Consider the following 7,196-nt stretch of genomic DNA (forward strand, 5'->3'; position numbering starts at 1 on the left):
GTGCTCCGAACAGGGTCACAGACCGGCCCACCCATTGCCACAGCTAAAGACTGAGGGAGTTGAGCCGTCAGCCCCGGCGTAGCCGGGGCTGATCCCCCCGAGTTACACCACTCCATGGGACGCCGCTCTCACCAACAACGGCACTCCACACCAGCTCACGTGACATTTGATACCCTGACTTGAATCAGAACGGGGCGATCAAGCTCCTTTCATCCAATAGAAGTAGGCGCAGTTGATTCCCATTCATTGGGAATCCACCTACTTCTGTTGTGAGGAGTTCATGAATCCGTTCCAGCGCATGCTGCTGGCACCTGCCGCCCTTGGCTTGGTGCTGCCTGCCGTCATCGCCCCTGAAACCGCAGCCGCGGGTGAACTGGCGTCGCTGAATGGCCGCGAGGCCATCAACGACTACATGGAGCAGCAAGAAATCGACGAGCTCAAGGCCTGGCGATCCAAAAACCAGGTCACCAGCGTCAACCAGTTTTCCGATATACGGCCCACCGACTGGGCCTATCAGGCACTGACCAACCTGGTGGAGAAGTATGGCTGCGTGGCCGGCTATCCCAACGGCACCTACAAGGGTGGCCAGGCCATGACCCGCTACGAAGCGGCGGCCCTGCTCAACGCCTGCCTCGACCGCGTCACTGAGGTGACCGACGAGCTCCAACGCCTGATGGACGAGTTCAAGAAAGAACTCGCCGTACTCAAGGGCCGCGTTGATGGCCTCGAAGCCCAGGTGGGCGAACTGGAAGCTCAGCAGTTTTCCACCACCACCAAGCTTAAAGGTGAGGTGAACTTCATCCTGGGAGGTGTGCCCGACTACGACGGGAGAACCACAGTTAACCAAGATCGCACCACCTTCAACTACGACATCCGCCTCAATCTCGACACCAGCTTCACCGGCAAAGATCTGCTGAAAACCCGGCTGCGCTCAGCCAACTTCAGCGCAGCCAGCCCCTTCAACGCCGGCGACAGCCTGTTCAAGCTGGACAAGGCCTCCAGCACCAATGCTGGCACCGGCGGCGTTGGCGGTCTCGACACGGTCACGATCGACCGCCTCTTCTACCAGTTCCCGGTGGGCAAGGAGTTCACCCTCACAGCAGGAGCCCTGGTGCGCAACACAGAGATCCTGGCCTTCATCCCCACGGCTTACCGCTCCCAACTGCTCGACTTCTTCACCACGGCCGGCAGTCCTGGGGTCTACAACAAAGCCACGGGTCAGGGTTTTGGTGCCGTCTGGAAGCAGAACGTGGCCAAGGGCAAAGGTTTCTGGAATGCCTCGCTGAACTTCATCGCTCAAGACGGCGAAATCTCCAATGAGGGGATCTTCGACAGCGACGGCAGCCTGAACACCACGGCCCAGATTGGCTACAAGGGCAGCAACTGGGGTGCAGCGGTGGCCTATCGCAACGGCACCTTCGGCACCCGCACCATCAACGCCAACGGCTCGGCCTACAGCAGCCTGAGCTCGGGTCAAACCTCCAACAACGTCTCGGTAGCTGGCTACTGGCAGCCGCTTGACACGGGCATCATCCCCTCGATCAGCGCCGGCTACGGCTTCACCGACATCAGTGGAACCGGGTCGGCCGCCAATTCCGACTCCTGGTATGTGGGCCTGCAGTGGGATGACGCCTTCGCCAAGGGCAACGCCGCCGGCATCGCTATCGGCCAGAACCCCAGCGCTGGTAGCGGCGTCGATGATCCGCTGTCGCTGGAGCTGTTCTACAAGTTCCAGGTGACCGACAACATCTCGATCACGCCTGGGCTCTTCTACATCACCAACAGCTCCAACCAGGTAGGCAGCCAGGACCTCTGGGGCGGCGTGATCCAAACCCAGTTCCGCTTCTGATCGCGGCATGACGCAGCCGGCGTAGCAATTGCTACGCCGGCCCCTTGCATTCATTACGGGACCAGCCAACGACATCCGACAGGATTCCAGAACGTCCCGATTCACCCCACCTGGCATTCGTTGTTATGCGTTTCAAGCTCACGGCCATCCCCACCACAGCTCTGGCCACTACAGCGCTGGCAGCCACCACCCTGGCCAGCGTCATCGGCGTGGCCGGCATGGCCCAGAACCGGCCCCAGGACGTGAATGTCTACTCGGGCCGCCACTACAACACCGACAAACAGCTTTACGCCGAATTCACCCGCCGCACTGGCATCAAGGTGAACTTGCTGGAAGGAAAAGATGACGAACTGATTCAGCGCCTCAAGAGCGAAGGCAACAAGAGCAAGGCCGACCTGCTCGTGCTGGTGGATGCGGCCCGTCTCTATCGAGCCCAGCAGGACAACCTGTTCCGCTCGATCTCCTCACCTGAGCTCAACAAGGACGTTCCGGCCAACCTGCGGGATCCCGGAGGGCGCTGGTATGCCCTCACCCGCCGCGCCCGCCCGGTGATGGTCAACACAGCAATGGTGAACCCCAAGTCGATCCGCACCTACGCCGATCTCGCCAAGCCCGAGTTCAAGGGCAAGCTCTGTCTTCGCAACCGGGCCAGCGTCTACAGCCAGTCGCTTGTGGCCGATGAACTGGTGCGTCGCGGGGCAACGGCAACACGGCAATGGGTCCGAGGCGTGGTTGCCAACATGAAAGAACCCTTCTTCACCTCCGACACCACCATGGTGCGGGCCGTCGGCCAGGGGCAGTGCGGCGCCTCCATCGCCAACCAGTACTACCTGGCCCGCCTGCTCAGCGGCGACAACACAGCCGACCGCGCCACCGCCAAAAAGGTGCGCGTGGTGTGGCCCAACCCCACCCACGTCAACGTGACCGCAGGAGGGGTGACCCGCAGCTCCCGCAACCCGGAAGCAGCCCGACGCCTGCTGGAATTCCTGGCTTCTCCCACCTCCGGGGAGGGCTATGCCGCCGCCAACAACGAGTACCCCCTGAAAGGCTGGGGCAACAATCCCACCCTCAAGGCCTTCGGCACCTTCAAGGCCTCTGCGGTGTCCATGGAGCAGCTGGGTCAGCGCAACCGCGAGGCGGTGCAACTGATGACCGAGGCTGGCTGGGAGTAACGAGCGCGCAAAGCGTTGACGCCCTCCACGACCCAAGACGCCACATCCCATGGCCCGGTCGGCTCCAGCAGCCGAACCGGGCTTCTTGTGGGCGTCCTGGTGGCGTGCGGGCTCGCCTTGCTGCCGCTGCTGACCCTGCTGAAGGATGCCCTGATCGGTGGCGGCGACACGCCATTGGAGCTCGGATTCGACGGGGCCAGCCAGGTGAAGGGCACGCTGCTGTTGGTTTCCGGTGAAGGCCTCCTGGGTGCGGTTTTGGGCACGGCGATCGGCTGGCTCACGGCGGTCTGCCGCTTCCCGGGCCGCCGCTGGCTGCGCATTGCTCAGCTGGTGCCCATGGCGTTTCCGGCCTACCTGCTGGCCGCGAGCCTGATCGATTGGGGCAGCCATCGCGGCATGCGCATTCACGGCCTGGGCTGGGCGGTGGTGCTCCTCACCCTGGCCAATTACAGCTACGTGTTTCTGCTGAGCACCGAAAGTTTCTCGGTGAGTGGCCGGCGACTGCTGGAGGCCAGCCGCAGCCTTGGCGTGGGCCCTTGGAGCAGCTTCTTTCGGGTGGCCCTGCCGATCGCCTTGCCGTCGATCGGAGCCGGCGTTGCCCTCAGCGCCATGGAGGTGGTCAATGAGTTGGGCGCCGTACGCCTGCTGGGGGTGCCCAGCCTCTCGGCTGGAATCCTGGACCGCTGGCAGGTGGATGGGGATCCCCAGGGAGCAGCCCTGCTGTCGCTGGTGGCGCTGGGGATTGTGGCCGTGCTGATCGCCACCGAGCGCCTGCTCCGCCAACGCAGCCGCCGCTGGAATCTGGAGGGCAGCCGAGGAGGCGGGCACGTCTGGCCCTTGACGGGCTGGCGCTCAGCGCTCGCTCAACTCCTCTGTGCCCTCCCACCACTGGGAGCCGTGGCGATTCCAGTGCTCTGGATCCAAGAGGGCTGGCAGGGTCTGGAAGCCGAATCCATCGCCGAACTAGGCCAACTGGCCAGCCGCAGCCTGGGACTGGCCCTGCTGGCCACCGCTGTCACCGGCCTGGCGGCTCTGCTACTGGCCATCTCCCGGCGCTGGAGCCCCCAACCCTTGGTGCGACAGCTGAGTTTCCTGGCCGGGCTGGGCTATGCCATTCCCGGCAGCGTGCTGGCGCTTGGTCTGATCATCCTGGGGGGCCCCCTGGGGTTCAGCCCAGTGCTGCTCTTGCTTTGGGGCTATGGCGATCGCTTCATCGCCGTGTCCAAACAAGGGCTTGATGCGGCGCTGGAGCGCATCCCTCCGAGCATCGACGAAACGGCCACCAGCCTGGGTTGCGATTGGCTGGGGGTGCTGCGCCGCATTCACCTGCCGCTGCTCAGGGGGCCCCTACTGGTGGGCTCGCTGCTGGTGTTTGTGGACGTGGTGAAAGAGCTACCGATCACTCTGGCCTTGCGCCCGTTCGATTTCGACACCCTGGCGGTGCGGGTGTTCCAATACGCCAGTGATGAGCGAGTGGGAGCAGCCATGGCGCCGGCACTTTTAATTATGGTTTTTGGTCTGATTGCGGCTTTTGCACTGATACCAACCCTCGAACAACACGACTAATCGCGCGATTAGTCGCGGCCGCAGCGGCACTTGCCGCCCTTCCAGTGGGAACACTTGCTCTGCTTGCAGCCCTTTTTCTTGTCAGCGCTAGGACCGCGCTGGCCGAGGGGTGAAGGGGCGTCGTTGCTGGGGCCGATGGGCTTGGCCATGGCGACAACCTCTGTCGTGAGGTCGAACTCTTGAATCAGCCTATGAAGGTTCAGGCCTGCCAATGACGGCCTCTGCGCTGATTTGACGCCGGATTACCGGCGGTTGTGCCATTTGCAACACGTTTCCTTTGGGACGACTGTGGCTACGGTGCAAACAGCGAATCGAGCCACACCATGGTGCAGTCCACCACCAGCACCAACACCACCAGCCCCGTGGCCACCGGGCCCGCAGGACGGGCGATGGCCCAGCCGATGGAGGCCTCCCTACTGGAGGGCCTGCAGCAGCACCTGACGATGGAACGCCAGGCCAGTGCGACCTATTGGGCCATGGCGATCTGGTTTGGCGAGCGGGAGCTGCGGGGCTTCTGCAGCTACCTCAAGGGCGAGGCGAGCAACGAGCAACACCACGCCGGACTGGTGGCCGACTACCTGGTCGCCCGCGGCCAGACCGTGCTGCTCGAAGCTGTGGCTCCGCCGCGCCAGCACTGGCAAGGCGCCGAAGAGGTTTTCTCCGCCGTCTTCCAGATGGAGGCGGAGGTGACCAGCTCCTTGCAACAGCTGTATGCCATGGCGGAGCGGGCCGGCGATGTGCGCACCACCGTGTTCCTCGATCCGATCGTGCAGGGACAGATCGACTCCGAAAACGAGGCCGCCCATCTGCTGGGGCGGATCCGCTTCGCCCATGCCAACCCCGCCGCCATGCTGGTGATCGATGGGGAGCTCAGCCAGGGCAAGCACGCCCCTGAATCACTGGCGTTGTAACCCCCTAGCAAGGCAGGGGCCGGCGGGTCAGTTCTTCCAGAAACGCCACGGCGAGACTGTCACGCAGCCCAACGCTGCGGCGCAGCTGGCTGGCACAGGCCTGCAGCTCCTGGCGGCGGCATTGCAGTTGCTGGAGCTCCCTCGTCAGACGCTGCAGCAGTCGCTCCTCACGGCAACGGCCCAGATCGGCCATCACCTGCGCACCGCGGCAACGCAGCTGGTCCATTTCGTGGCAAAGGCTGGCCACCAGGCTGGCCGATGGCTGGGCGCTGAGGTGGGCGGAACGGTTGGTCATCGCAGGGCTCAGGCAGCAGCCAGGGGAGCGGTTTCGATCAACACCGGCGCCAAGCGCATGCCGGGCTCGCCAACGGGGGCTTCGATCAACTGGGCCTGGCGAATGCGGGAGATCAAACGGGTGGTGGTGACGCGGGTGGTGCCGATCAGTTCACCGATCCGCTCATGGGTGAGCCGGAAGGGCAGATCACACCAACTGCCGCAGCGGCGGCCCAGCCGACGCACCAACAATCCCAGCAGGGCATGCAGGCGCTGTTCGGCACTGCCGAGATGGCGGATGCGCAACAGCTGCAGGGTCCACTCGTTGACCGCATCAAATCCCTCGCCCTGACGGGGAGTTGCATCGCTGCGGAAGCTGAGGGGCGTGAGGGCCTCGACGCAGACGCCCTCGCTGCAGAGGCGATCAACACACAGCTGATCCCCTGCCTGCAGAAAGGCGAGGGTCATCCCTTCGGTCTCCTCACAGGGGCAGTACACACGGGCCACGCCATCGAGCACCTCGATGCAGCTGCCACTGGGGCGCAGGGCTGGATCGAGCAGCACGGTTTGCCCGACGGGCATGCGCACTGCAGAGACGGGGTCGTCGGAGAGGAAGCGAAAACTCATGGCCGCCGCGCGGACTTATTGCGAATGACTCGCAACCTAAACAAGATCGCCGCCTTTTGCAAGCGATTCTCAATAACAACTGTCAATTGCAAGGCGGAGGGGCAGCCGCGACAGCCTGATCACCGCCCTGCCAGCCACTGGCTGGATCAGACCCTGCCGCCCTCCCCCCCCCCCCCCCCGTACAGCCGCAAGCCCCGGGGCAGAGAAAAACCGAAGACAACAGCAGAGCGGCCCATCGGCCACCAATAATTTCGTTTTTCGACGATTATTTCCTCAATTGCAACAGCACAGTGCCGCAAATGTGCGTTTTGTAGCCATGCGCAACAGCCTGCAGACAAGCATGGTGATCGTGATCACGATGACAAGGCGTCCCACCATCGCTGGGGATTTCTTTTCATGTTGAACCGCAAGACTCTCTGCAGCAGGCTCGGACTGGTGACCGCAGCCGCATGCACCTTTGCATCGGCACCATCTCTGGCGCAGACCGCCGCATCAACGACGCTCTACAAACTCGACACCCAGTGCAGCGTCAAGCAAGGCAAGCCACAAAACTGCGTCGTTGAAGTAATCCAGGAGGGCGACGCCACCCTCTATCGCCACAAGATCGGCAGCAACATCGAAACAGTGCGCATCACTGACATGCCGGTGCGCATGAACCTCTGGAACGCTAAGAGTTTGCGGAAAAACCGTCAGAAACGCCGCGTTCCTCCCTCTCGCGATCTGATTACTTGCTGTTCGGGCTGGATTTCGCTGATTCAGCGGTTCAGAACGCCAGATTTCAGGCGTTTTGCCCCGTTG

General features: G+C 63.2%; 7 protein-coding genes and 1 pseudogene. 5 read left to right on the top strand and 3 right to left on the bottom strand.

Translation table 11 applies throughout. The features are described 5' to 3' along the window. Window positions 1-280 precede the first annotated feature (280 nt). The 3 genes from KBY65_RS13750 to KBY65_RS13760 all read left to right on the top strand — a co-directional run bounded on the left by KBY65_RS13750 (window position 281) and on the right by KBY65_RS13760 (window position 4,587). The gene (locus KBY65_RS13750; protein ID WP_255001961.1) at window positions 281-1,849 is read left to right on the top strand and encodes an iron uptake porin; all 1,569 of its coding nucleotides are present in this window, start codon (window positions 281-283) and stop codon (window positions 1,847-1,849) included. Window positions 1,850-1,974: 125 nt separating this feature from the next. Continuing rightward, window positions 1,975-3,021: an extracellular solute-binding protein gene (locus KBY65_RS13755; RefSeq protein WP_255001963.1), complete on the top strand. Its 1,047-nt coding sequence runs from the start codon at window positions 1,975-1,977 to the stop codon at window positions 3,019-3,021. Between the two features lie 99 nt (window positions 3,022-3,120). Continuing rightward, window positions 3,121-4,587, top strand: coding sequence for an ABC transporter permease (locus KBY65_RS13760; protein ID WP_409996654.1), 1,467 nt, complete (start codon window positions 3,121-3,123; stop codon window positions 4,585-4,587). Window positions 4,588-4,595: 8 nt separating this feature from the next. Here the strand turns inward: KBY65_RS13760 and KBY65_RS13765 are convergent, their stop codons facing one another. Further along, window positions 4,596-4,736 carry a hypothetical protein gene (locus KBY65_RS13765; RefSeq protein WP_255001966.1) on the bottom strand — a complete coding sequence of 47 codons (141 nt, stop codon included), beginning with the start codon at window positions 4,734-4,736 and terminating at the stop codon, window positions 4,596-4,598. Between the two features lie 174 nt (window positions 4,737-4,910). On the opposite strand from KBY65_RS13765, the gene KBY65_RS13770 reads away from it, so the two are divergent. Continuing rightward, window positions 4,911-5,498, top strand: a complete 588-nt coding sequence (locus tag KBY65_RS13770) for a ferritin (RefSeq protein WP_261357936.1) — start codon at window positions 4,911-4,913, stop codon at window positions 5,496-5,498. Window positions 5,499-5,502: 4 nt separating this feature from the next. Here KBY65_RS13770 and KBY65_RS13775 read toward each other — a convergent pair whose 3' ends face one another. Both KBY65_RS13775 and KBY65_RS13780 read right to left on the bottom strand, forming a co-directional pair. Next, window positions 5,503-5,793: a hypothetical protein gene (locus KBY65_RS13775; protein WP_255001967.1), complete on the bottom strand. Its 291-nt coding sequence runs from the start codon at window positions 5,791-5,793 to the stop codon at window positions 5,503-5,505. Between the two features lie 8 nt (window positions 5,794-5,801). Then, on the bottom strand, window positions 5,802-6,398 hold the full coding sequence (locus KBY65_RS13780; RefSeq protein ID WP_094561324.1) for a helix-turn-helix domain-containing protein: 597 nt from the start codon (window positions 6,396-6,398) through the stop codon (window positions 5,802-5,804). Window positions 6,399-6,833: 435 nt separating this feature from the next. Between KBY65_RS13780 and KBY65_RS13785 the strand changes: the two are divergent. Continuing rightward, window positions 6,834-7,196, top strand: a pseudogene (locus KBY65_RS13785) (hypothetical protein); the annotation flags it as partial.

Source organism: Cyanobium sp. Alchichica 3B3-8F6, assembly GCF_024346435.1.
GTDB lineage: Bacteria > Cyanobacteriota > Cyanobacteriia > PCC-6307 > Cyanobiaceae > Cyanobium_A.